The 22,286-nt window shown below is 70.4% G+C and carries 23 protein-coding genes and 1 pseudogene; 10 read left to right on the forward strand and 14 right to left on the reverse strand.

Annotation, left to right across the window (positions count from 1 at the left end):
* A pseudogene (locus KILIM_RS13755) lies at positions 1–239 on the forward strand (hypothetical protein); the annotation flags it as partial.
* Between the two features lie 164 nt (positions 240–403).
* Positions 404–1,696 (forward strand): Nramp family divalent metal transporter, encoded by a 1,293-nt coding sequence (locus tag KILIM_RS13760; protein WP_006593317.1) that lies wholly within the window; start codon positions 404–406, stop codon positions 1,694–1,696.
* A 33-nt stretch (positions 1,697–1,729) separates the two neighbouring features.
* Here KILIM_RS13760 and KILIM_RS13765 read toward each other — a convergent pair whose 3' ends face one another.
* The 4 genes from KILIM_RS13765 to purU form a co-directional block, all read right to left on the reverse strand.
* Entirely contained in the window at positions 1,730–2,614 is an 885-nt protein-coding gene (locus KILIM_RS13765; RefSeq protein WP_006593318.1) for an extensin family protein, read from the reverse strand.
* Between the two features lie 214 nt (positions 2,615–2,828).
* The gene (locus KILIM_RS25040) at positions 2,829–3,362 is read right to left on the reverse strand and encodes an L-lactate permease (RefSeq protein WP_255247656.1); all 534 of its coding nucleotides are present in this window, start codon (positions 3,360–3,362) and stop codon (positions 2,829–2,831) included.
* The gene (locus tag KILIM_RS13770; protein ID WP_006593320.1) at positions 3,305–4,648 is read right to left on the reverse strand and encodes an L-lactate permease; all 1,344 of its coding nucleotides are present in this window, start codon (positions 4,646–4,648) and stop codon (positions 3,305–3,307) included. The genes KILIM_RS25040 and KILIM_RS13770 overlap by 58 nt, the downstream gene beginning before the upstream one ends.
* A gap of 204 nt (positions 4,649–4,852) precedes the next feature.
* Positions 4,853–5,806 carry a formyltetrahydrofolate deformylase gene (purU, locus tag KILIM_RS13775; protein WP_006593321.1) on the reverse strand — a complete coding sequence of 318 codons (954 nt, stop codon included), beginning with the start codon at positions 5,804–5,806 and terminating at the stop codon, positions 4,853–4,855.
* Positions 5,807–5,954: 148 nt separating this feature from the next.
* Between purU and KILIM_RS13780 the strand changes: the two genes are divergently transcribed.
* From KILIM_RS13780 to KILIM_RS13805, 7 genes are all read left to right on the forward strand, one after another.
* A complete protein-coding gene (locus KILIM_RS13780) occupies positions 5,955–6,788 on the forward strand; it encodes an IclR family transcriptional regulator (protein WP_006593322.1) in 834 nt (277 codons plus the stop codon).
* A 95-nt stretch (positions 6,789–6,883) separates the two neighbouring features.
* Entirely contained in the window at positions 6,884–8,584 is a 1,701-nt protein-coding gene (locus KILIM_RS13785; protein WP_006593323.1) for a BCCT family transporter, read from the forward strand.
* 185 nt (positions 8,585–8,769) lie between these two features.
* Positions 8,770–11,298, forward strand: coding sequence for a GcvT family protein (locus KILIM_RS13790; RefSeq protein ID WP_006593324.1), 2,529 nt, complete (start codon positions 8,770–8,772; stop codon positions 11,296–11,298).
* A 28-nt stretch (positions 11,299–11,326) separates the two neighbouring features.
* Positions 11,327–12,091: an electron transfer flavoprotein subunit beta/FixA family protein gene (locus KILIM_RS13795; protein ID WP_006593325.1), complete on the forward strand. Its 765-nt coding sequence runs from the start codon at positions 11,327–11,329 to the stop codon at positions 12,089–12,091.
* Complete coding sequence (locus KILIM_RS25045) at positions 12,088–12,219, forward strand: hypothetical protein (protein WP_255247657.1); 132 nt, start codon at positions 12,088–12,090, stop codon at positions 12,217–12,219. The genes KILIM_RS13795 and KILIM_RS25045 overlap by 4 nt, the downstream gene beginning before the upstream one ends.
* Entirely contained in the window at positions 12,216–13,181 is a 966-nt protein-coding gene (locus KILIM_RS13800; protein ID WP_006593326.1) for an electron transfer flavoprotein subunit alpha/FixB family protein, read from the forward strand. Before KILIM_RS25045 ends, KILIM_RS13800 begins: the two co-directional genes overlap by 4 nt.
* Positions 13,182–13,394: 213 nt before the next feature.
* A complete protein-coding gene (locus tag KILIM_RS13805) occupies positions 13,395–14,408 on the forward strand; it encodes a magnesium transporter CorA family protein (protein WP_255247658.1) in 1,014 nt (337 codons plus the stop codon).
* Between the two features lie 11 nt (positions 14,409–14,419).
* On the opposite strand, the gene KILIM_RS13810 is transcribed toward KILIM_RS13805, so the two are convergent.
* Genes KILIM_RS13810 through KILIM_RS25055 form a run of 4 tightly spaced genes read right to left on the reverse strand, consistent with a single transcriptional unit; the run spans position 14,420 to position 16,060 of the window.
* Positions 14,420–14,842, reverse strand: coding sequence for a type II toxin-antitoxin system VapC family toxin (locus KILIM_RS13810; RefSeq protein WP_040563426.1), 423 nt, complete (start codon positions 14,840–14,842; stop codon positions 14,420–14,422).
* Complete coding sequence (locus KILIM_RS13815; RefSeq protein ID WP_006593330.1) at positions 14,842–15,111, reverse strand: hypothetical protein; 270 nt, start codon at positions 15,109–15,111, stop codon at positions 14,842–14,844. The genes KILIM_RS13810 and KILIM_RS13815 overlap by 1 nt, the downstream gene beginning before the upstream one ends.
* Positions 15,102–15,698, reverse strand: coding sequence for a LysR substrate-binding domain-containing protein (locus tag KILIM_RS25050; RefSeq protein WP_006593331.1), 597 nt, complete (start codon positions 15,696–15,698; stop codon positions 15,102–15,104). The genes KILIM_RS13815 and KILIM_RS25050 overlap by 10 nt, the downstream gene beginning before the upstream one ends.
* Positions 15,587–16,060, reverse strand: coding sequence for a LysR family transcriptional regulator (locus KILIM_RS25055; RefSeq protein WP_006593332.1), 474 nt, complete (start codon positions 16,058–16,060; stop codon positions 15,587–15,589). The genes KILIM_RS25050 and KILIM_RS25055 overlap by 112 nt, the downstream gene beginning before the upstream one ends.
* 273 nt (positions 16,061–16,333) lie before the next feature.
* Between KILIM_RS25055 and KILIM_RS13825 the strand changes: the two genes are divergently transcribed.
* Positions 16,334–17,104: an EamA family transporter gene (locus KILIM_RS13825; RefSeq protein ID WP_006593333.1), complete on the forward strand. Its 771-nt coding sequence runs from the start codon at positions 16,334–16,336 to the stop codon at positions 17,102–17,104.
* Positions 17,105–17,109: 5 nt separating this feature from the next.
* Here the strand turns inward: KILIM_RS13825 and KILIM_RS13830 are convergent, their stop codons facing one another.
* The 6 genes from KILIM_RS13830 to KILIM_RS13855 are packed head-to-tail and all read right to left on the reverse strand — an operon-like array spanning position 17,110 to position 22,274.
* Positions 17,110–17,607 (reverse strand): flavin reductase family protein, encoded by a 498-nt coding sequence (locus tag KILIM_RS13830; RefSeq protein ID WP_006593334.1) that lies wholly within the window; start codon positions 17,605–17,607, stop codon positions 17,110–17,112.
* Positions 17,604–18,248 carry an NADPH-dependent FMN reductase gene (locus KILIM_RS13835; RefSeq protein WP_006593335.1) on the reverse strand — a complete coding sequence of 215 codons (645 nt, stop codon included), beginning with the start codon at positions 18,246–18,248 and terminating at the stop codon, positions 17,604–17,606. Before KILIM_RS13835 ends, KILIM_RS13830 begins: the two co-directional genes overlap by 4 nt.
* A complete protein-coding gene (locus tag KILIM_RS13840; RefSeq protein WP_006593336.1) occupies positions 18,248–19,498 on the reverse strand; it encodes an LLM class flavin-dependent oxidoreductase in 1,251 nt (416 codons plus the stop codon). Before KILIM_RS13840 ends, KILIM_RS13835 begins: the two co-directional genes overlap by 1 nt.
* Positions 19,499–19,502: 4 nt before the next feature.
* The gene (locus tag KILIM_RS13845) at positions 19,503–20,630 is read right to left on the reverse strand and encodes an ABC transporter substrate-binding protein (protein ID WP_217997107.1); all 1,128 of its coding nucleotides are present in this window, start codon (positions 20,628–20,630) and stop codon (positions 19,503–19,505) included.
* 22 nt (positions 20,631–20,652) lie between these two features.
* Positions 20,653–21,399 carry an ABC transporter ATP-binding protein gene (locus tag KILIM_RS13850; protein WP_006593338.1) on the reverse strand — a complete coding sequence of 249 codons (747 nt, stop codon included), beginning with the start codon at positions 21,397–21,399 and terminating at the stop codon, positions 20,653–20,655.
* On the reverse strand, positions 21,396–22,274 hold the full coding sequence (locus tag KILIM_RS13855; protein ID WP_083876177.1) for an ABC transporter permease: 879 nt from the start codon (positions 22,272–22,274) through the stop codon (positions 21,396–21,398). Before KILIM_RS13855 ends, KILIM_RS13850 begins: the two co-directional genes overlap by 4 nt.
* Positions 22,275–22,286: the final 12 nt, after the last annotated feature.

Consider the following 22,286-nt stretch of genomic DNA (forward strand, 5'->3'; position numbering starts at 1 on the left):
GGGCGGCTCGCTACGAACAACGGCCCGGCCCCGTCCCCGGTGACATCGACGTCCTCGTCGTCGGAACCGCAGATCTCGACGAACTGGACGAGATCGCCGCCCTGGCCGGCGAGCGACTCGGCCGAGAGGTCAGCATCCGTCGGGTGCGCCCAGACGCGTGGGACCAAGCACATGATGACGCTTTCAAGGCGACGGTCACGGCCCGCCCCACCGTGACACTCATCGAGGCGTCCGCATGACGCGCTGGGAAACGGGGCGCTTCGACGTCGAAGCCAAGCGCAGCGGATCGTAACCGCAATGGAGACGCTCATCGGGCACTTGGGCCCATGGTGACGCTCGTGCGAGCCCGGCCGCGCTTGAGACCGCCCATCACCGCGTGGCACAACAACCACCCGGAGGTGTGATGTATCAGCAGCGGGCCGTGCGGTGGCGGGTGCTGCTCGTCCCGGCGCTGCTGACGACGGTCGCGTACGTCGATCCGGGCAACTTCGGCTCGAATATCGAGGCGGGCTCGCTGCTGGGGTACGACCTGCTGTGGGTCGTGGTGGCCGCCTCGCTGGCCGCCGCGGTCATCCAGTACCTCGCGGCGCTGCTCGGCCTGGCCACGGGCGGCACCCTCGCCTCCGTCAGCGCGCAGCGGATGTCGCGGCCGCAGCGGCTGGTGATGTGGGCGCAGGCCGAGCTCGTCATCATCATGACCGACCTGGCCGAGCTCATCGGCGGGGCGCTGGGACTGTACCTGCTGTTCGGGATCCCGCTGCCGCTCGGGGCGTGCATCGTCGGCGTGGGCAGCCTGCTGATCATGGCGGTCGGGCCGCGGGCCGCGATGTTCTCCACCCCCCTGACGCTGGGGCTGCTGGCGGTCGTGGGGGTCGGCGTCATCGCGATGGCCGCGATGGCCGGGGTACGGCCCGGTGCCCTCGACGGCCTCGTGCCGGGCGCCCTCGACGGGCCGGGCCTCATCCTCGTCACGGCGATCGTCGGGGCGACGGTCATGCCGCACGCGCTCTACTTTCACTCCGCGGTCAGCGCCGACGCCAGGGCTCACGACCGCGCCCCAAACGGCACCGATCCCACCCCGGTCGACCACCCAGACTCGGCTGGTTCGGCTAACTCGGCTGGCTCGGCCGGCCGCGTTGCCCGGGGCCTCGACCCGCGCCGCCGGCTCGGCTGGGCGATCGTGGCGGCGATGGGCGTCGCGGGCTGCGTCAACGGCTCGCTGCTGGTGATCGGGGCCAACCTGCCCGAGGGCACCCCCAGCGGCATCGAGGCAGCCCACGCCGCGTTGTCGCAGAACGCTGGGCAGCTGGCCGGCATCCTGCTGGGCGTCACGCTGCTGGCCTCCGGGCTCGCGTCGACGGTCGTCGGGGTGTTCACCGGGCAGGTCGTCATGCAGGGCTTCATCCGGCGGCCGATCCCCCTGTGGGTGCGCCGCCTGACCGCCGTCGTGCCGCCCCTGGTGGTGCTCGCCGCCGGCGTCGACCCGACGTGGGCCCTCATCGTGAGCCAGGCGGTGCTGGCCCTCGCGCTGCCGGTCACGCTCGTGCCGCTGCTGCTGCTCGTGCTGTCCCGACGGGTCATGGGCCCGCTGTACCCGGGTCTGCCGGTGCGCACGGCCGCGGTCTTCTTCACCGCGCTGATCATCGTCATGGATGTCGCGCTCATCGGGCTGCTGCTCACCGGCCACGTCGTGTGAGCGGGCCGGGCTCGCCGGCGCAGTGGCGAGGGCTCAGCTCTGGCGGGCGGTCGCGGTGAGAAACGCGTGCCACGAGTCCTGGCTGCGGGTCAGGCGGCCGCCGACGCCGACCCTGTCGAGGATCTGCGCGGTGGCGTCGCGCGTCGCGCCGTCCCAGCGGCCGCTGGCCTCGACGGGCATGCGCCACACGTACGTGCACATCGCCTGGACTGCGTGCACCTGCACGCGCGATCCGGTGCGGAACATGCTGCGCCCCTGCCCGGAGAGCGCGTTGTCGAGGTGGATGTGGTCGTGGTGGGCCTCGTCGAACAGGTACGTCAGCACGTAGGCGAAGTCGCGGTGCAGCGTGGCGGCAAGCCGCCAGTACTCGCGGGCCTGGGCTTCGTGATCGGGACCGTCGCCCCAGCGGTCGTAGCGGCAGCTGACGAGGGTGTCGCCGCCCGTGGTGCGCACGGCTGCCAGGTCGAAGGCGCGGCCCGCGTGATGCCACGAGGTCGCCTCGCCGCCCGGCGCGGTGCGGTGCGTGCCCAGCGACGAGAGTTGCCCTGGCACCCCCCAGCGGCGCGCCTGCCAGTGCGAGCGCAGGCTGGCGTCGAGTTGCCGGGCGAATCCGGGCTCCATGGGAAATCGCGCCGGGCCGTCGGTCACCTCGTAGCGCAGCGGCGACCCGGCCAGCCGCGTGTAGTCCGTGAGTTGCGCCGCGGTCACCGCCGTCGGGCTCGGACGCGGACCCGGCGGGCCCGGCCCCTCGGAGAGGCCGTCGCGGGCCTCGTCGAAGACTCCCTGCGCGCCCTCCACGAAGTCGCCGAGCGCGTCGCCGATGCGTTCGGGACCGACCCACCACGCCGCCCCAGCGAGCATGCCCAGGCCGGCGGCCCCCAGGACCGCGCGTCGCCCGGGGCGCTTCTCCTGCGTCATCGGGGTGTGCCGCCCTCCCTGCCTGTCCGCGTACCGCCCCTTGCTCGGCGGCGAAGTCGCAGGCTATGCAACGGGGCTGACCGTTGCCGGGGTGTCGATCCGCACCTCGCTGAGAAGGGTCGTCGGTCGCCTCCGGGCACGAATCAGCCGCACGACATCGACACTGCGACACCGTGCGGCTGACCCGGGCTACTGATCCGTGCGGCCCTCTGCGCTACTCCGGGCTCGACTCCGCGACGGCGGCGGGTCTGCGGGCGTCGTGCCGCTTCATCCACCAGATCGTCGCGGCGACGATGAGCACCGTGACGATCAACATGACGACACCGATATTGGCGCCGAACCCGTGGATGCGTATGTAGCCCAACGACCCGGCCGCCAGACAGTAGTAGGCGGTGACGAGGAACGTCTTGCGGATGAGGTCACCCTCGCGACCGAGCAGACCGACGGTGGCCGACGCGGCGACGATGTTGTGGATGGCGATGGGGTTGCCGCCTGCGCCGCCGACTGCCTGGGTGGCGACGACGAGCTCGGGCGGTACGCCGATCGTCGCGCCGGTCGTCCACTGGAACTGCGCGAACGTCAGGTTGGAGACGGTGTTGGAGCCGGCGACGAAGGCGCCGAGGGCGCCGATCGCCGGGCTGAACAGCGGCCACGCGGAGCCCGCGACGGAGGCGACGCCCTCGGCGAGGGTCACCGGCATGGAGGCCAGCCCGGAGTAGTTGAAGTCGGCGCCCGAACGGATGAGCACCCGCACCATCGGGACCGCGAATCGAGGGCCACCGCGGTACCGAGCAACTGCTTGCCGGCGACCTTCCACGTGTCGGCGATGGCGTGGCCGGGCATCTTGTGCAGCACGTACGTCACGGCGCAGACGATGATGAGCAGCGTGCCGGGACTGTAGAACAGCTGCACGGTGGTGCTGACGTTGGTGCCGAGGATGTCGGCGAACGGGATCGTCATCGGCACGGTCGTCGAGGTGAGGACCGACTGCAGCGGGTCGATGATCCGCGTCAGCACGAGCAGCACTGCGAGCAGGATGTACGGGGCCCACGCGGTGAGCAGCGACATCTCGCCGCGCTCGCCCGCACCCTCGCGCACCTTGTTGGCGTCGAAGTTGCCCAGCCAACGCTGCTCCCAGCGGGACCGCGGCGGGAAGCTGAACGTCTCCTTGGGCATGAGGAAGCCCTTGCTGGAGGTGAACATCACGAGCGCCAGGCCGAACAGGCCGCCGAGCAGGGAGGGGAACTCGGGGCCGAGCACGTAGGCGACGAAGACGTAGGGAACGGTCATCGCCAACGACGCGTAGATCGCGAACGGCCAGATCTTCAGGCCCTCGGCGAAGCTGCGACGCTCGCCGAAGAAGCCGGTGAGCATCACCGAGATGATCAGCGGGATGAGGATGCCGACGAGGGCGTGAATGACCGCGACGTTGAACCCGATGAGGGCGATGTACTGCGGGTATTCCATGCCGAGTTCGGCCAGGCGCGCCTGCATCGGGGCGCTGTCCTTTTCCAGACCGTTGGCGACGCCGACGAGGATCGGGGTGCCGACGGCGCCGAAACTCACCGGGGTCGACTGGATGATGAGGCCGACCATCACCGCGGCCATCGCCGGGAAGCCGAGCGCAAGCAACAGCGGCGCGGCGACAGCGGCGGGCGTGCCGAAGCCGGACGCGCCCTCGATGAACGAGCCGAACAGCCAGCCGATGATGATCGCCTGCACCCGCCGGTCGGTGGAGATGTTGTCGAAGCCGGCTTTGATGCGGTCCATGGCACCCGAGGCGATGACGGTGGCGAGCAGCAGCAACGCGCCGAACACGATGTACAGCAGGGTCAACGCGATGATGAAGCCCTCGATCGTCGCGGCGGCCAGCGCCGCCGGCTGCACCTGCCAGACGAAACCGGCGGTGGCCAACGCGATGACGTAACCGACCGGCATCGCGTACTTGGCCGGCCAGCGCAGCCCGGCGAGCAAGACGCCCACCACCGCGATCGGCGCCACCGCCAGGAGACTGAGAAGGCCGAGATTGTCCATATCCGGTTCCCTTTTCGCTGACCGGGGCCGCGTTGCCGCCGGGCATGCGTTCACTGTGTCCCAGCTGAGAACCTGCGGCAACCACTCCCGCGCCACCGTTATCGCACAGAGACTCTTCCCACGTGGACTCTTCCCGCGAGATCCCCGACCTCCGGGGCGAACTCGACGATCCGCCTGCGGCGCGCGGAGCCGGACGCCCCTGACTCAGTCGAAGACGACGGTGCGGTCGGTGTTGAGCAGGACGCGGGAGTCGCAGTGCCACTGGACGGCGCGCGAGAGGACGTCGGCCTCGACATCCTGACCGGCGCGGACGAGGTCATTGGGGCCCATGCGGTGGTCGACGCGCGTCACGTCCTGCTCGATGATCGGGCCCTCGTCGAGGTCGGCGGTGACGTAGTGCGCAGTCGCGCCGACGAGCTTGACGCCGCGTTCGAACGCCTGGTGATAGGGGCGTCCGCCCTTGAAGCTGGGCAGGAACGAGTGGTGGATGTTGATGATCCGGCCCGACATCTCCTGGCACAGCTGGTCCGAGAGCACCTGCATGTAGCGGGCGAGCACCACAAGATGCACTTTGTGCTCGTGCACGAGGTCCATGAGCTGCGCCTCGGCCTGGTCCTTGGTCTCCGGGGTGATGGGGATGTGGTGGAACGGGATGCCGTAGGCGCGGGCCAGCGGCTCCAGATCGGTGTGGTTGGAGACGATCGCCGGGATCGTCATGTTCAGGGCGCCGGACTGCCAGCGGAACAGCAGGTCGTTGAGGCAGTGTCCGGCCTTGCTGACCATGATGAGCGTGCGGAACGGGTTGGTCGCCACCCACAGTTCCCAGGTCATGTCGAACTTCCGCGCCAGCGGTGCCGTGCGCTCGCGCCACACCGAGACCTGCTGCTGCGGGTCGGCACCGGAGGGGTCGGAGAAACGGATGCGCATGAAGAACAGGCCCGAGCGCGCGTCGTCGAACTGCTGGCTCTCCTCGATGTTGCCGCCGTGCTCGAAGAGCATCGCGGTGATGCCCGCCACGATGCCGGGCCGGTCCTCGCACGAGAGCACGAGCACGTACTCGGGGTTGGCCTGCACGCGCTGCGATTCGGCGGTGGCGCGCTGCCGGGCGGCGCTCTGCACGGCAGCCACGGCGGCGGCGCCGGGGACGGGACTGGTCACGGCCTTACTTCCTGTCGCATGGTGGGAGTACGTGCCGCCAGCACCGCGGTGGTTGACCGTGGTGCGTATGACGGAACACGAAGCGAACTACGCAACAAAATGGTAGCGTTCAGCCGCCTGAAGCGAAAGATGCTCGTAAGGTTGCGTTATGCGGAACACGACGCGGGACCTGCCGCGAGGCCCCACGAGCGCCCAGAAGGGCGAGTCGACGGTGCAGTCCGTCGATCGGGCCGTGACGATCCTCGAACTGCTGGCCCAGCACGGCTCACTGGGCGTCACGGCCCTGGCCGCCGACCTCGGCGTGCACAAGAGCACCGCCAGCCGACTCGTCGCCGCCCTCGAACGTCGCGACCTCGTCGAGCAGATCGCCGATCGCGGTCAGTACCGCCTCGGCGCCGGCATCCTGCGCCTGGCCGGGGCGACCGACGCCCGCCTCGACCTCGCCGACGCCGCCCGACCCGCCGCCCGTCGCCTGGCCGACCTGACTGGCGAGACCGTCAACGTCGCCGTGCTCTCCTCCGGCGCCGCACTCTACGTCGACCAGATCGTCGGCGGGGGGCGGCATTCCAGCTACAACTGGGTCGGCCAGCGCATTCCCCTGCACGCGACCTCCAACGGCAAGGTCCTGCTCTGCGAGCTGAGCGAGGCGGAGGTCGACGACATCCTCGACGACGCGCTGTCGGCGTACACCCCCGCGACCGTCACCGACCGGGCGACCCTGCATCGCCAGTTGGCGCAGACCAAGGTCTCCGGCTACGCCGTCGCGATCGATGAGCTTGACGTCGGCCTCACGGCCCTGGCCGCTCCGGTGCGCGACGCGCGGGGCGTGATCGTTGCCTCACTGAGCGTGTCGGGCCCGACGTTCCGCTTCGACGAGGCGCGCCGCGAGCAGGTGCTCGGCCCCCTCCTGGAGGAGTGCGCCGAGGTCAGCGCGCGCCTTGGCTGGCGCGAAATCCCGAGCGTGGGGATTGCCGATAGCTAGTTGTGGGTGCAAAGTGTGACATCGGCATGGGCGGCGACATCCAGCTCGCGGTTGCGTAAGGCGCAACAGACGCTCAACTCAGCTCAGGAGGGTCAATGACCGAACCCGCACGTACCGACATCGATCGCCCACCCTCAGAGGACGATCGTGCGGTACCCATCGACTGGGCGGTGTTCGGCGTAGCTGCCGCGCTTTCGCTCCTGGTGCTGGCCTACGGCTGGTTCAACACGGCTGGCTTCAGCGCCGCCGGCGCAGCCGCGCTGGCCTGGATCACAGGCAACTTCAACTGGCTGTTCGTGCTGGCCAGCGGAGGCTTCGTGTTGTTCTCCGCTGTGCTGGCGGTCTCTCGCTACGGCAACATCAAGCTCGGCCCCGACGACTCCAAGCCGGAGTTCTCGACCTTCTCGTGGGTCTCGATGATGTTCGCCACCGGCATGGGCATCGGCCTCATGTTCTACGGTGTCGCCGAGCCGCTGACGCACCTGAACACCCCGCCGATGGACATGGCGGAGCCGGGCACGGAGGCGGCCGCTCACCTGGCGATGGAGTACACGTTCTTCCACTGGGCCTTCCACCCGTGGGCCATCTACGCGGTCATCGGCCTGACGATCGCCTACTTCGCCTACCGCAAGGGCTACGGCAACCTGATCTCCGGCACGCTGCGCCCGCTCATCGGGCACCACGCCACCGGCCCCGGAGGGCGAGCGATCGACATGATCGCGATTCTTGCGACGCTCTTCGGTTCGGCCACGTCGCTGGGCCTCGGGGCGCTGCAGATCACCGGCGGCCTCGCGCACGTCTTCGGCTACGAGACCGGCGGCAACCTCACGCTCGCGGTCGGTGTCATCGCGTTCCTCACGGCCTGCTTCGTCATCTCCGCCGTCAGCGGCGTCGACCGCGGCATCAAGTGGCTGTCGAACGCCAATGCCATCGCGGCCGCGCTGCTCGCGCTGTTCCTGTTCGTCGTCGGCCCGACAGTCTTCATCCTCGGCGTCTTCACCGAGTCGATCGGCGGCTACCTCGCGCACCTGCCGGCCATGAGCTTCCGCACCGGAGCCATGGGCGGCAACGAGTGGCTCTCGGGCTGGACCATCTTCTACTGGGCGTGGTGGATCAGCTGGACGCCCTTCGTCGGCATGTTCATCGCGCGCATCAGCCGCGGCCGCACGATCCGCCAGTTCGTCATCTTCGTCATCTTGGTGCCGAGCCTGGTGAGCGCCATCTGGTTCTCGATCTTCGGTGGCGTCGCCATCGACCTGCAGCTGCATCGCGGCGTCGACATGGCGGCCCGGCTGGCCGAGGGCCAGGAGAGCGCCCTGTTCAACACGCTCTCGGACTTCCCCATGTCGACGATCACCGTCGCGCTCGCGATCTTCCTCGTCGCGATCTTCTTCGTCACCGGAGCGGACTCCGCGTCGATCGTCATGGGCATGCTCAGCCAGAACGGCACGCCGGAGCCGAAGCGCTGGCTCGTCGTGTTCTGGGGTGCGGCCACCGGCGCTGTCGCCGCCATCCTGCTCTACTCCGGTGGCGACGATCCCAAGGCCGGGCTGACGGCCCTGCAGACCGGGGTCATCCTCATCGCCGGGCCGTTCCTGCTCGTGCTCATCGCGATGTGCGTCGCCCTTTGGAAGTCGCTGCGCGAAGAACCGTTCAACGCCACGCTCCAACCCACGATGCGCCGACACATGGAGAACCACATCTCCAGCGTCGTCGTCACCAAGATGGAGGACACCGGCGCGATCCCGATCATCCGCGAAGACACCCCGCGCCCCGGCGCGGACACCACGTCGTAGCCCTTGCACCACCTCGAAAGCCCGGCCCGCCACACGGCAGGCCGGGCTTTCGTGCGTCGGCTCGCAGCCGGTGGCCACAAGGTGGACTTCGGCGTTGACAGCGGGGGCGCGGAGGGCCAAGCTAGTGCGCAGTAGTTGCGTATCGCGCGACTCGTTGCGTATCACGCACCCAGAAAGGACTGGTCATGGCCTCCGTCCCGGAGAAGGCCCGCGTCGTCGTCATCGGCGCCGGAATCGTCGGAAACTCGCTCTGCTACCACCTGGCGGAGCTGGGTTGGACCGACATCGTGCAGCTCGACAAGGGCCCGCTGCCCAACCCGGGCGGCTCGACCGGCCACGCGAGCAACTTCATCTTCCCGGTCGACCACTCCCGCGAGATGACCGACATCACCCTCGAATCGGTGCGCCAATACAAGGAACTCGGCGTCTTCACCGAGTCTGGCGGGTTCGAGGTCGCGCGCAGCGAAGAGCGCATGGAGGAGCTGCGCCGCCGCATGTCCAGCGCCAAGGCGTGGGGCATCGACGCCGAGCTTGTCTCGCCGGAGTTCGTGCAGGAGAAAGTGCCCTTCCTCGACAAGGACGTCATCGTCGGCGCCTTCTGGACCCCCAGCGTCGGCGTCGTCGACTCCCTGCGCGCTGGCACGATGATGCGCGAGCGCGCCCAGGAGAAGGGCGTACTGACCGTCTGCTCCGGCGTCGAGGTCACCGGCATGGAGGTCGTCGACGGCCACATCAAGGCCGTGGAGACGACCGGCGGGCGCATCGAGGCCGAGACCGTCGTCATCTGCTGCGGCGTGTGGAGCCCCAAGATCGCCCGCATGGCCGGCGCGCACATCCCCCTCACCCCCGCGGTGCACCAGATGATCTCCGCCGGCCCGTACGAGGTGCTGGCGAGCCGTCCCGGCGAGATCAGCTTCCCGATCGTGCGCGACATGGACACGTTCTGCTACGAGCGTCAGCACGGCTCCGACATGGAGGTCGGCTCCTACGCCCACCGCGCGATCCTGCACGACCCGGAGGAGATCCCCTCCAACGAGCAGGCCAAGCTCTCCCCGACCGAGATGCCGTTCACGGACGAGGACTTCGACCCCCAGCTCGAGCAGGCCCTCGAGCTCATGCCGGAGCTGCTGGGCGACGAGTCCGGCGAGGTGCGCTACGCGATCAACGGCCTGCTCTCGTTGACCCCCGACGGCTTCCCGATCCTCGGCGAAACCCCCGAGGTCAAGGGTCTGTGGAGCGCCGCCGCCATCTGGATCAAGGAGGGCCCGGGCACCGCCAAGTGCGTCGCCGAGTGGATGACGCACGGCAACCCGAGCATCGACGTCGGCCACTCCGACATCAACCGCTTCTACCCCCACCAGCGCACCCGCGCGCACGTCAAGGCGCGCACGTCGGAGGCGTTCAACAAGACGTACGGCATCGTGCACCCGGCCGAGCAGTGGAGCAGCAGCCGCAACATGCGCCTCTCCCCGATGCACGCCTCGCAGCAGGACCTCGGCGCCGTGTTCTACGAGGCCGCCGGCTGGGAGCGCCCGCAGTGGTACGCCTCGAACGAAGGTCTGCTGGAGAAGTTCTCCGACGAGCAGCTCATGCCGCGCGAGCACGAGTGGGACGCGCGCTGGTGGTCCCCGATCATCAACGCCGAGCACCTGCAGATGCGCGAGACGGCCGCGCTCGTCGACCTGTCCGCGTTCGCGATCTTCGACATCACCGGCCCCGGCGCGCTCGCCTCCGTGCAGCGCATCTGCGTCGCGCAGATGGATGTCGCGATCGGCCGCGTCGTCTACACCCCGGTGCTGGATGAGACCGGCGGGTTCCGCTCCGACCTGACGGTCATGCGGCTGGGCCACGACCGCTTCCGGGTCGTCACCGGCGGCGCGCACGGCATGGTCGACAAGAAGTGGTTCGCTGATCACCTCGTCGACGGCGCCTCGCTGACCGACCTCACCTCCTCCTTCACGACGATCGGGCTGTGGGGCCCCAAGGCCCTGGAGATCCTCTCGTCGGTCACCGACGCGGATGTGTCACCCGAGGGGTTCAAGTTCGGCACCTGCCGCGAGATCGAGGTCGGCAACCTGTCGGTGCTCGCCTCCCGCATCTCCTACGTCGGCGAGTTCGGTTGGGAGCTGTACGTGCCGTTCGAGAGCGGTGCCGCCCTGTGGGAGCGCCTGCTCGAGGCCGGCGCGCCGCACGGGCTCATCCCCGCCGGCATCGGGGTCTACGGCACCACCGGCCGCATCGAGAAGGGCTACCGCGCGTACGCGGCCGAGCTCGACTCCGAGCGCAGCCTGGCCGAGACCGGCATGACCCGCAAGAAGTACAAGGACGCCGACTTCATCGGCAAGGAGGCCGTGCTGGGCGCCTCTGCAAACGGAGCCGAGCCGGCGACGGTGCTGTGCACGATGACCGTCGACGACCACACCTCGGCCTCCGGAGTGAAGCGGTACATGCTCGGCGGCGAGCCGATCCGCACCCGCGACGGCGGGCAGCTGACCGACGGCCACGGCCACCACCCGTACGTGACGACCGCCGGCTCGGCGCCGAGCCTCGGCAAGCACGTGCTCATGGCGTTCCTGCCGGTGGACCAGGCGCACGTCGGCAACCAGCTCGCCGTCTCCTACATGGAGGAGCTGTACCCGGTGACCGTCGTTTCCGCCGACGCGACCCCGGCGTTCGACCCCGACAACGAGCGCATCAAGCGCCCGGCCCTCTGACCCGCAGGCACGACGAAGGACTCAAGCCATGACGAATGTGCTCGTGTGCGTCAAGCGCGTACCCGACGCCACCGGGGAGGTCGTGCTGACGCCCGACGGCTCCCGCGTCGACGGCCGCTTCGGCGGCTACACGACGAGCGCGCACGAGGAGTGCGCGGTCGAGATCGCCTCGCAGGTCGCCGACGGCGGCACCGTGACCGTGCTGACGCTGGGCGGTGAGGAGTCGGTCGAGCAGTTGCGGGCGGCCCTGGCCGTCGGCGCGACCGACGGGGTGCGCATCGACGCCGATGCCGACGGGTTCGGCCCGGCCGATGTCGCCGCCGCCATCTCGGAGGTCGTGCAGTCGCGTTCTGCGGCTGGCACCAGCTACGACTTGGTGCTGCTCGGCAACGACGCGGCCGACACCGGCGACTTTCAGGTCGGCATCCGGCTCGCGTATCTGCTGGACCGCCCGGTCGTCGCCGGCGCACAGACGATCGAGCTCGCCGGTGGGCGCGCCACGATGAGCGTCGACACCGCCGAGGGCACCGAGATCTACGAGGTCGGGCTGCCCGCGGTGGCGACGGTGCTCGAAGGCGGGGTCTCGCCGCGGTATCCGTCGATCACCGGCAAGATCAAAGCCAAGAAGGCGCCAGTGGAGGTCGTGACGACGTCGGTGAGTCCGCGCGGCAACGGCCGGCAGTCGCTGCGGGTGCCCCCGCCCCCGCCGAGCCAGGTCGAGGTGCTCGGTGAGGGTCCGGGTGCGGCGCCGCGGCTGGCTCAGGTGCTGGCCGACCTGGGGGTCGGGCGATGAGGAGCGTCGTCGTGGCGCTGGTCGTGGGGGCGCTCGCGGCCGCCGTCGGCGTGATCGTCTTCGGCCCGCGAGGCCGCACCGTTGTGGTGCACCGGGACAACAACATGGAGCAGGAGGGTGCGGCATGAGCGCGGTCGTGGTGTTCATCGAGACCGACGGTGACCAGGTCGGGCTCGTCTCGCAGGAGACGCTGACGTTCGCCCGTCAGCTGGGCGACCCGGTGTATGCCCTGGTGCTGGGGTCGGCGACCGAGGGTGTCGTCGCCGACTGCCGCGAGCAGGGGGTGGCCGCGATCTTCGAGGCCGCCAACGAGGAGCTGGGCGCCTACAGCGGTGCGGCCTGGGGCGCGGCGCTGGGGTCGGTGGTCGACGCGGTCGGCGATGTCGCCGCCGTCGTGGCCGGCGGGACCCCGCGCGGCAACGAGGTGCTCGCCCACCTGGCCGCGCGCAAGGACCTGCCGATGGCCGCGAACGTCGTCGGCATCGCCGCCCAGTCGGCCGATGGCCTGGAGGTCGAGCGGCAGGTCGTCGGCGGTGCCGCGATCGAGAACGCGTCGTTGACCGGTGGCACCCCCGTGCTGACGGTCGCGGGTCACGCCCTCGAGCCGGCCCCGGCGGACGCTCCGGGTGGCGCGGCGGTGCTGCCGTTCGCGGCCGACTTGACCGAGAAGGACCTGCGGGCGCGGGTCGCTCGGGTGCAGGCTCGCGAGGGCGGCGACACGTCGGCATTGACCGGGGCCCGGATCGTCGTCGGTGCCGGTCGCGGCGCCGGTGGCCCCGACGGCTTCGGTCCGGTCGACGCCCTCGCCTCCCGCCTCGGCGGCTCGGTCGGCGTGTCCCGCGTCGTCACGAGCCTGGGATGGCGTCCGCACCACGAGCAGGTCGGCCAGACCGGCTCGCGGATCTCGCCGGACCTCTACATCGCCTGCGGCATCTCCGGTGCCATCCAGCACTGGGCCGGCTGCTCGTCCTCCAAGACGATCATCGCCATCAACACCGACGGCGACGCGCCCATGGTGACCAAGGCCAACTACGCCGTGGTCGGTGACATGCACGAGGTGCTGCCCGCCCTCCTGGACCAACTCAAGTAGTCCACCAGTTCCGCCGGGGACCTCCCACTCCGGCGGGCGCCTCCCCCCCACCCCGCCGAAAGTCGTGCTTTCGGGCGACTCTGAGAGTTCTTGCTCTGCATGTCGCCGCGAAGTGCGGCTTTCGGCGGGGCTGTTTGCGGCAGCGGTCGGCCGCGGTCGGCCTCCTCGCCGGGAGGCGCACAATGGCCCGGTGGGCATCGACTGTTTTCGGCGGTGCGGGTGTGGCGTGACGGGGTGCTGGTCGCCGAAGACCTGCCGCATGCCGAGCTCGCGGAGCAGATGCGCGCGCAGAACACGCTCGTCTGGGTGGACCTCGTTGACCCCTCTCCGGCCGACCTGGAGGTGCTGGCTCGGGATCTCGGGCTGTCGGCGGGGTCGATCGAGGACGCAATGGCGCCGCACGAGCGGCCGAAGGTCGTGCGGCATCCCGGGTACCTGTTCTTTCAGACCTACGCGACCGCCGGGGTCGACCTGCCAGTGGCCTCGGACCCGCAGACCGGCGTCGCTGTCGCCGATGTCGTGGGCCGCGACGGCACACTGTCGCTGAGCCGCGTCTCCGGGTACGTGCTGCCCCAAGCGCTGGTCACGGTGCGCCTCGACGACCGGTTCGACATGTCGGAGGTCGTGCGCCGCTGGACCGAGGACTACGACCTCGTCGAGCTCGGCGAGGGGGCGCTGCTGCACGGGCTGCTCGACACGATCGTCGACGGCCACTTCGACACGATCCAGCGGCTCGACGACGCGATCGAGGCGCTCGAAGACCTGCTGTTCGAGGACAAACAGACCGGAGCCGATTTCGCCCGAACGATCTTCGGCCTGCGCAAAGACCTCGTGCAGCTACGCCGCGTGGTGCTGCCGATGCGGGAGGTCGTCAACGGCCTCCTGCGGCATCGACCCTCCGGTCATTCGGAACTCGATTCGGCCTACGACGACCTCTACGACCACGTGCTGCGCGCCGCCGAGTGGACCGAGTCGCTGCGTGACATGGTGACCACCCTCTTCGAGACCAACCTGTCGCTGCAGGACGCCCACCTCAACATCGTCATGCGCAAGCTCGCCGGCTGGGCCGCGATCATCGCCGTGCCGACCGCCATCACCGGCTGGTTCGGTCAGAACGTGCCGTACTGGGGGTTTCAGGACTCCACAGGATTGTGGGCGAGTGTCGTGCTGATCGCCGTGCTCTCCGTCGGCCTGTTCGCCGCCTTCCGGCGCAACGGCTGGGTGTAGCACGGCAAGGTTCAGAGGCCCTCCAGCGCCTCCTCGGGCTCGAGACGCCGCAGGCCAGGAATGTCGTCGAAGTCGGCGTCGCAGCTGACGATCGCGCTGAAGTCGGCGGCCAGGGCAGTCGCAGCGTGCACTGCATCACGGCCCCGTGCGTGCCCCTCCGCCACTAACTCCCTCGACGCGCGCAAGATGTCGACGTCGAAGTCATGCCAGAAAGCCAGCTCATCGACTGCGTCGAACTCCCGGACAGCCTGCTCACGATGACCGCGGCGGAGCCGGTGAAAGAGAAACTCCTGCCCGCCCTCGACGCTGAGGTGAAGTTCGACGGCCCCTGCGCCGGCGGCGGCCAGGACTCGGCGACACGAGTCACGCCACCGGTGCGGCCCACCCACAGCCAGCAGCAGGACGGAAGGATCGAGAAAGAGTGCGCGTGACATTACGACAGCGACTCTTCCAACGCCTCCGCGTAGGCCTCCTTGAGCTCGCTCGGACTCTCGCCGGCAACGTCCCCCGGCTGGGCGGTCATCTCGAGGAGCTCACGCGCGCCCCTCATCCGCCGGGCCGCGTCGTCGTCGGGGAAGCGGTTATCGATCGCCTCCCGAATGACGGCGGCCACGCTGCGCCCTGACTGCCGCGCCTCTGTGGCTATCTTGTCGTAGCGGGCAGCGTCTAGCAGCAGCTGCAGCCGTCGTTCCATCAGTGACATGGCTTCATCTTAGCTTGAATATGCACATGTTCATACACATTTCCTGCTTCATTGCGCCCGAGGTCGGCTCCGATGGTAGCGAGGGTGTCAGTGACGTAGCGGACGGCGTAGCGGGCGGCGCGGTCGGGGCGGCTCAGGGCGACGATGCTGCGGCGGGCACGGACTCCCCTCAGGGGGATGGCCACCGTGCTCCCGGTGGCGTCGGCGGTCGTGAAGCGCGGGAGGAGGGCGACGCCGGCGCCCGCGGCGACAAGGGAGTGGACGAGGCGGTTGTCACGCAGGCGTTGGGCGCGGCGGGCGGGGACGCCGGTGGCCTGCTCGACCGCCTGCACGATGGTGTCGAACGGATAGCCCCGCGGCACCGCGATCCACTCGACGTCGCGCAGGTCGCGCGGCCGCACCTCGGGGCGGCCGGCCAGCGGGTGGTCGCGGGGCACGATGAGGTCGATCGGCTCACGGGCCAGCACGCGCGTGGTCAGCGCCTCGGCGCCGGCGGGTACGTCGCCGGTGAGGCTGTGGGCGATGACGATGTCGGCGTCGAGGGTGCGGGCGGCGTAATCGTGTTCGGAGAGGTCGAAATCCTCCACCTCCAGGTCGATCGCCGAGCCCCGCAGGCCGCTACGAGGCCCGGGAGCAGCGCCTCCCCCGCGCTGGGCAGCGTGCCGATCCGCACGACCCCGCTAGGTTCGCCGCGACTCGCCTCCAGTCGGGCGCGCACCTCCGCGAGCGCCGCGAGCACCTCGTCGGCCCCCTCCGCGAGAATGCGGCCCGCGTCGGTGAGCCGGACGCCGCGCGCGTACGGCTCGACGAGCGGCACCCGCAACTCCCGCTCCGCGGTCTTGAGTTGCTGCGACACCGCCGACGGAGTGCGATGGGTCGCCTGCGCGACCGCCGCCAGGGTGCCGCGCACGGACAGCTCCCGCAGCAGTTCGAGGTGACGCACGTCCATGAAGGCAGCCTAACCATCACCGTCAGAAAGGGTCGCTGGTCCTTCACCAAAGCCCCACGCAGAATGGACGCATGAGCCCACGTCACATGGCTATCGCCGTCGCCGTAGCGATCCTGTGGGGAGTCAACTTCGTTGCCATCCACGCCTCGCTGCAGCAGTTTCCGCCGCTGTTCCTCGCCGCTCTGCGGTTCGCGATCGTTGCCGTGCCGACCGTGCTGCTCGTGCCGCGCCCGCAGGTGCCGACGCGCTGGCTGGTGGGCTACGGGCTGGCTGGTGGGCTACGGGCTCGGCTTCGGCACCATCCAGTTCTTGTGCCTGTACGTCGGGATGGCCGCCGGCTTCCCCGCCGGGCTCGCGTCCCTCGCGCTGCAGTCATCGGCGCCGTTCACCGTCGTGCTCGGCGCGCTGCTGCTGCGGGAGCGGGTCGGCGCGCGGGCGGCCATCGGGGTGGCCGTCGCGGTGTGCGGGCTGGCCGTCGTGGGGCTTTCGCGCGCTGGGCAGACGGAACTGTGGCCGTTCCTGCTCGTCGTGCTCGGCGGATTCGGTTGGGCCTTGGGTAATCTCGCGAGCCGACTGGCCGCGGCACCGAACCCGCTGCACCTGACGCTGTGGATGTCGGTCGTGCCGCCCGTGCCGCTGTTTCTCGCGTCGTGGGTGTTCGAGGGCCGCGAGCGCATCACCGACTCGCTGAGCACCTCCCTCTCCGTGGCAGCGGTGCCGGCCTGGGCGGGACTGGCCTACACGATCGTCCTGGCCACCCTCGTCGGCTCCGGGCTGTGGGTGTGGCTCATGGCGCGCTACCCCGCCGGCGTCGTCGCACCCTTCTCCATGCTCGTGCCCGTCGTCGGGATCGCCACAGCCGCACTGGTGCTCGGCGAGCGCCCCACCGCGCTGGAGTTGCTCGGCGGGGCGCTCGTCGTCGGCGGCGTGCTGTGGGGCTCGCGCCGGGCCAAGGCCGCGGCGCGGTCGGCCCCGGCCCCAGCCGCCATGTCACCCGCCGTCCCGGTGGCGCCGACCGCTACCGATAAGGCGGCTACGTGGTGAGGCGGCTACGTGGTGAGGCGGTGTAGCCCGCTGCGATGCACCACTAACGGAGGCAGATCCTCCTGCCAGCGCATGTCGAGCACCTCCAGGAAGGCCACCGTATGGTCACCGGCCTCCACCTGCTGATACGGCCGCACGGCGAAGGTCGCGACCGCACCCGGCAGCATGAGCTCACCGTGGTTTCCCCTCCCGACCGTCACCGTGTCGAACCGCTCGCGCGGCGGCCGGGACAACCTCGCGACGTGCTCGCCCTGGTGAGCGCTGAGCACGCTGATGCCCAAGACGTCCCGCGTGGCCAGCACGGGCCACGTCGAGGAGGTGTGCGCGAACGCGACCGAAACCAGCGCCGGATCGAGGGAGACAGAGGTGAACGAGCTGGCGAGCACCCCGACTGGCTCGCCCTCGATGACAGCACCGACGAGGGTCACCCCGGTGGGAAAGGCGCCGAACGCGCGTCGCAACTCCTGGGCAGAGAGACGGGTCGGTGCAGACAGCAGGCTCATCGGGCCCCCACCTGCTGCGTGCGTTGCCATGTCGCGGGCTCGCTGCGCGGCGATAGCCCGCCGGCTGCCGCTCCCTCACCGGCCGGCGGCGGGTTGCCGGCGGCCACCGCCCGCACCAGGGCGCGGCCGCCGGCCTCCGCAGCCAACCACGCCTCGACGACGCCCGCCCCTTCATCGGCCCGCAGGTCCGACTCCGCGACGACGATCGAGCTGGTCGGGGTGCTCGCCCCCAGCTCCACCAACAGCGGACGCAGGTGCACGTCGGCGGCCAGCGTGTGCCGGTGCGAGCCGACGACCTGTACGGGGATGGCAACCGTCTGCTCCCAGATCGACGGCGGAGACAGGTCCAGCACCGACTTCAGCAAACCCGTATAGGTCGCCTTGTACGTCGGCGTTGCGACAACGACGACACGCTGGCTCGCCACCTGCGCCACCCGGCGGGCCACCGCGTCGGACTGCTCGCCGAAGACCTGGTGCGCCAGCGTCGCCGCGTCGAGCACGTCGCCCGCCGCCCACGCCCGACCGGGTGCGGCCGCACGCAGCGCGGTGACGATGCCGTCGCGAGCCCGTAGACCCACCTGAAGGGTCCGCGAGCGCGGGCGCGGGTTGCCGATGAGCGCGCCGACCGACGAGCCGCTCATCAGGAGACCGCCGCTGTGGCAGCGGTGGGCACGTCCACCGCTGCCGCTGCACCCGCGGGCGTGGCGACGTCGTGCCCGAAGGGCGAGGTCGAGACGACCACGCGACCACCGACGGGGCGCACCCCATCCGCCTCCGGGGCGTCGGTGCGCAGCAACCCGCGCGAGCGCAGGATCGGGACGACGTTCTCGCCGAACCAAAAGCTCTCCTCCAGGTTGGGGTAGCCGGAGAAGATGAACTCGTCGATGCCGAGGTCGTGGTACTCGGCGATGCGGTCGGCCACCTCCTCGTGGCTGCCTACGAGCGCGGTGCCGGCACCACCGCGCACGAGGCCGACACCGGCCCACAGGTTGGGCGCCACGACGAGGTCGTCGGTCGAGCCGCGGTTCAGCGCCAGCATGCGCCGCTGGCCTTCGGATTCGCTCGTGCGCAGGGCCGCCTGGGCCCGCTGCACCGTCGCCGGGTCGAGGGCGTCGAGAAATCGCTGTGCCTCGCCCCACGCCTCGTGGGAAGAGTCGCGCGAGATGGTGTGCAACCGGATGCCGAAGCGCAAGCTGCGCCCCGCCCGATCCGCCAGCTCCCGCACCCGGGCGATCTTTTGCGCCACCTGCGCGGGCGGCTCCCCCCACGTGAGATACACGTCGACGTGCTCGGCTGCGACGGGCAGGGCAGCGTCGCTGGACCCACCGAAGTACAGGTCGGGAACGGGATCGGGTGCGGCGGAGACCGTGGCCCCCCGCACCTGGTAGAACTCGCCGTCGAAGTCGAACGGACCAGCCTCCGGGGCAGTCCAAGCACCCTTGACGACCTGCAAGAACTCGGCGGTTCGCGCGTACCGCCGGTCTTTGGGCAGCGTGTCGCCGCAGCGGGCCTGCTCGGCGGGCTCACCGCCGGTGACGACGTTGAGCAGCACCCGGCCGCCCGTCTGGCGCTGCAGCGTGGCCGTCATCTGCGCGGCAAGGGTGGGGTTGATGAGCCCGGGGCGGAACGCGACGAGGAACTTCAGGCGCTGCGTCTGTCGGGCCAGGGCCGCCGTGGTCAGCCAGGCGTCCTCGCACCACGTGCCGGTCGGCGTCAGCACGCCCGTGAATCCGAGCCGGTCTGCGGCCTGCGCCTGCAACGCCAGGTAGTCGATGTCGGGGGCTCGCAGCCCCGCCGGCGAGGCGGCCTGCGCTTTGGCGCCGTGGTAGGCGCCGACGACGGAGCGCCCGTCGCCGGAGGTGGTGAGAAACCAGTGCACTGTGATGGGCATCGGATCAGCCCTCCTGGGAGCCGGTGGTGTCGGAGTTGGTGGTGTGGGAGTCGGTGGTGTGGGAGTCGGTGGTGACCGGCGCGTTCGTGGCGCCGGCTTTGATGACGGCCTCGAGGGGGGCCTCGAAGCGGCGGTCGACGTAGTCGGCGAAGGTGAACGCGGTGGGAATCACCTTCTCGGAGGCCAGGGCGTCGACGAGCGCCTGCTCGGCGGCCACGACCTCGTCGGAGATCGTGATCGGCTCGTCGTCGCTGCGCTTGGCGCTGGCCAGCGACACCTCGTACGGCAGGCCGGTCTCGTCGGCGTAGACCTTGGCCCATTCCTGCGGGTGGGCCTTGGCCCACAGCCGCGCCCGGGCGGTGCGCTGCACGAGATCCTCGATCGCCGTGTTCTTCGCCCCGTCGGCCAGCGCCGCACGTGAGGCGACCTGGAAGCTCAATCCGTTGGCGACCCCGTGGCCGTCGACGAGAATGCGCGCGCCCAGCTCCTGCTCGGCTTGGGCCGTGTAGGGATCCCACACCGCCCATGCGTCGACGCGTCCGGCGGCCAGTGCGGCGTAGCCATCGGAGGGTGCGACGAACGCAATCTGCACGTCGGAGGTCGTCAAGCCGGCCTTCCGCAGCTGCAGCACCAGGTGGCCATGGGCGCTGCTGCCCTTGGCCACCGCGACCCGGCGCCCCTTCAAGTCCGGCAACGATGTCGCGGTCGAGCCCTTGGCCACGAGGATCGCGTCGCCCCTGGCGTCGTCTCGGCTCGCGGAGACGGCGGCGATCGGCGAGCCGGCGGCTCCGGCGAAGATCGGCGGCGTGTTGCCGACCCCGCCCACGTCGATTGCGCCGGCGGCGGCCGCCTCTAGCAGGGGCGGGCCGGACGTGAACGTCGACCATTGGATGTCGTAGGCCGTCTCGTCCTGCCCGGCGGCCTGCAGCAGCGCCTTGAGTCCGGCCTTCTGGTCGCCGACCTTGAGGGTCGTCGCGGTGAGCTGGTCGGCCGAGACGGTGGCGGGAACGGTCGCCGCCACGGGCGCCGATCCCCCTCCGGTACTCGGCGCGCAGGCGCCGAGGACGGTCGCCGCGGCTGCGGCCAGGGCCACCCCAATGAGGCTGACGCGGCGCCCCGTGAGCGCGGACACGCGGCCGTTTGTATCAACTGTTTCAGTCATGATCGGTGACTCCCAGGGCGGTGAGCAGGTGGGTTCGCAGGGCGGCGGTGGCCTCGCGGGTGCGGGGCCGGGGGGTGTCGTTGCGCTCGTCGGCGACGATGCGTCCGGCGTCGAGCACCAGCAGGCGGTCCGCGAGCAGCAGCGCCTCATCGACGTCGTGGGTCACGAGCAGCACGCCCAGGTCGTGCTGACGCCAGAGGTTCTCTACGAGCCGGTGGGTCGTCATCCGGGTCAGCGCGTCCAGCGCCCCGAAGGGCTCGTCGAGCAGCAGCAGTTTCGGCTCGCGCACGAGGGCCCGCGCCAGCGACACCCGTTGGGCCTGCCCCCCGGAAAGGGTGCTCGGCCACCGGTCGGCGTAGTCGACCAGGCCGACCTCGGCCAGCGCGGCCACCGCGGTAGGTCGATTGTCGAGCGCCGCGGGCAGGCCCAGGGTGACGTTGCGCCAGACCCGACGCCAGGGCAGCAGGCGCGGCTGCTGGAAGGCGACGGCCGTGGTGCCGTCGACGTCGACCGTGCCGGCGGCGTCGGGGTCCAGGCCGGCGAGCGAGCGCAACAGCGTCGACTTGCCGGAGCCGGAGCGGCCCAGCAGCGCGACGAACTCGCCGGGCGCGATGCTCAGATCGAGCTGATCGAGCACAACCGTTTCACCGAAGGCCCTGGTCAGGCCCTCGATCCGGACGATCGGCACGCCGGTCGTCGTGCTGCTGGCGGCCGCGTGGCTGGTGGAGTGAGTGATCATCGCAGGGTCGTCCCTTCTCGCCAGCGCAGGGCGCGGCCTTCGATGATCCGCACGATCCAGTCGGTGCCGAGCCCGAGCAGTGCGTACACGAGGAGCCCGACGACCACGACGTCCGTCAACAGGAACTCGCGGGCGTTGTTGATGAGGTAGCCCAGCCCCGCCTCCGCGTTGATCTGTTCGCCGACGATGAGCGAGAGCCAGGCGATGGCCAGACCCTGCCGCAGCCCGACGAGTGCCTGCGGGGTGGCCGAGGGCAGGATGACGTGCGCCAACTTCTGGCGCCGAGTCAGCCCGTTGACCTGCGCGGCCTCGAGCAGACCGCGGTCGGCGCTGCGGATCGCCGAGTAGAGGTTGAGGTAGATCGGGAAGGCCACCCCGAGGGCGATGAGCAGCACCTTGGGGGTCTCGCCGATGCCGAACCACAGGATGAACAGCGGCACGAGTCCCAGGTGAGGCAGGGTCCGCAGTGCCTGCAACGGCGGGTCGAGCAGGGCGTCGCCCCAGCGGGAGAGCCCGGCGATGATGCCGGCGAGAACGCCGGCCGACAATCCCAGGGCGAGCCCCAGACCGACTCGGGACAGCGATACTCCGATGGCCTCCGCGAGCTCGCCGGAGGCGATGAGGCGTGCGGCGGTGCCGGCGATGACGCTGGGGGCGGCGAGCTTGTCGGGCGGGAGCACGCCACTGGCGGCTGCGAACTGCCAGATGGCCAGGATGCCGACGAGGCTGACCCAGCGCGGTGGTGGCGGCAGTCCGCGACGGCGGCCCTCGACGGCCTGGGTGGCCTTGGGGCGGCGCTGCGGCTGCGGCGGAGCCGGTTCGGCGCGGGTGATCACCGGCGCTGCCGGTGGCGGGGATGGTGCGGTGGTGGTCATGGTTGAGCTCTC

The sequence above is a fragment of the Kineosphaera limosa NBRC 100340 genome (assembly GCF_000298215.1).
GTDB lineage: Bacteria > Actinomycetota > Actinomycetes > Actinomycetales > Dermatophilaceae > Kineosphaera > Kineosphaera limosa.

Excerpts from the sequence above, each read along its gene's own strand:
- KILIM_RS13760 (WP_006593317.1), top strand. The coding sequence starts at position 404 with ATGTATCAGCAGCGGGCCGTGCGGTGGCGGGTGCTGCTCGTCCCGGCG.
- KILIM_RS13765 (WP_006593318.1), bottom strand. The coding sequence starts at position 2,614 with ATGACGCAGGAGAAGCGCCCCGGGCGACGCGCGGTCCTGGGGGCCGCC.
- KILIM_RS13770 (WP_006593320.1), bottom strand. The coding sequence starts at position 4,648 with ATGGACAATCTCGGCCTTCTCAGTCTCCTGGCGGTGGCGCCGATCGCG.
- KILIM_RS13780 (WP_006593322.1), top strand. The coding sequence starts at position 5,955 with ATGCGGAACACGACGCGGGACCTGCCGCGAGGCCCCACGAGCGCCCAG.
- KILIM_RS13785 (WP_006593323.1), top strand. The coding sequence starts at position 6,884 with ATGACCGAACCCGCACGTACCGACATCGATCGCCCACCCTCAGAGGAC.
- KILIM_RS13790 (WP_006593324.1), top strand. The coding sequence starts at position 8,770 with ATGGCCTCCGTCCCGGAGAAGGCCCGCGTCGTCGTCATCGGCGCCGGA.
- KILIM_RS13795 (WP_006593325.1), top strand. The coding sequence starts at position 11,327 with ATGACGAATGTGCTCGTGTGCGTCAAGCGCGTACCCGACGCCACCGGG.
- KILIM_RS25045 (WP_255247657.1), top strand. The coding sequence starts at position 12,088 with ATGAGGAGCGTCGTCGTGGCGCTGGTCGTGGGGGCGCTCGCGGCCGCC.
- KILIM_RS13800 (WP_006593326.1), top strand. The coding sequence starts at position 12,216 with ATGAGCGCGGTCGTGGTGTTCATCGAGACCGACGGTGACCAGGTCGGG.
- KILIM_RS13810 (WP_040563426.1), bottom strand. The coding sequence starts at position 14,842 with ATGTCACGCGCACTCTTTCTCGATCCTTCCGTCCTGCTGCTGGCTGTG.
- KILIM_RS13815 (WP_006593330.1), bottom strand. The coding sequence starts at position 15,111 with ATGTCACTGATGGAACGACGGCTGCAGCTGCTGCTAGACGCTGCCCGC.
- KILIM_RS25055 (WP_006593332.1), bottom strand. The coding sequence starts at position 16,060 with ATGGACGTGCGTCACCTCGAACTGCTGCGGGAGCTGTCCGTGCGCGGC.
- KILIM_RS13830 (WP_006593334.1), bottom strand. The coding sequence starts at position 17,607 with ATGAGCCTGCTGTCTGCACCGACCCGTCTCTCTGCCCAGGAGTTGCGA.
- KILIM_RS13835 (WP_006593335.1), bottom strand. The coding sequence starts at position 18,248 with ATGAGCGGCTCGTCGGTCGGCGCGCTCATCGGCAACCCGCGCCCGCGC.
- KILIM_RS13840 (WP_006593336.1), bottom strand. The coding sequence starts at position 19,498 with ATGCCCATCACAGTGCACTGGTTTCTCACCACCTCCGGCGACGGGCGC.
- KILIM_RS13850 (WP_006593338.1), bottom strand. The coding sequence starts at position 21,399 with ATGATCACTCACTCCACCAGCCACGCGGCCGCCAGCAGCACGACGACC.
- KILIM_RS13855 (WP_083876177.1), bottom strand. The coding sequence starts at position 22,274 with ATGACCACCACCGCACCATCCCCGCCACCGGCAGCGCCGGTGATCACC.